The 731-nt window shown below is 45.1% G+C and carries 1 pseudogene; it reads left to right on the top strand.

The annotated features are described in order from the left end of the window. Window positions 1-731 (top strand): annotated as a pseudogene (locus R7Q09_RS25435) (phosphate ABC transporter permease); the annotation flags it as partial.

Genomic DNA, 731 nt, shown 5'->3' with positions numbered 1-731 from the left:
CGATAGATTTTTCCTTTTCTGCGGGCTTTGACGCTCCCCAACAGATGCTCTTAACACCGGATGGAGAAACGCTTTATTTGCGTGATGGTTCGGAGTTAATTGTTCTGACCAAAGCTGCTCAAAAGTTTACGGTGCGCGAAGTTATCGATCTTACTCAAGGGGATAAAAAGCATTCTGTAAGAACGATTGATTTGCTTGCGGGCGCATATTCCCTGTTGGTGACGCACAATGATGGTCGCGTTTCGCAATGGTTTGATACTTTGCAAAATGAGAAGCGAACCTTAACTCATATTCGTGACTTCAAATTAGCGTCTGAACTTAAATACTTATTGCCAGATTCACACCGCAAAGGATTCTACAGTTTCTACACCAATGGTACGCTTCAGAGTCATTACACGACCAGTGAAAAACTGGTGTTGTTTAAGCGAGCTTATAAACAAGCGCCTGCGATGGCGGCAATGTCGAACAATGAACGCTATCTGATTACTTGGAATGATGACTCGTTAAAGGTGGCGGAGGTCGATAACTCTTACCCTGAAGTCTCGCTTTCTTCACTGTGGCAGAAAGTGTGGTACGAAGGCTATCCAGAGCCTGAATTTGTATGGCAATCTACATCGGCCAGTGACAACTTTGAAGCCAAATTTAGCTTGGTGCCGATTGCGTTCGGCACGATAAAAGCGGCTATGTTTGCGATGCTGTTTTCAGTGCCTTTGGCGGTGCTAGGCGCTATT

This window comes from Vibrio sp. 2130-1, assembly GCF_033339515.1.
This window is presented reverse-complemented; position numbering and strand designations above follow the sequence as displayed.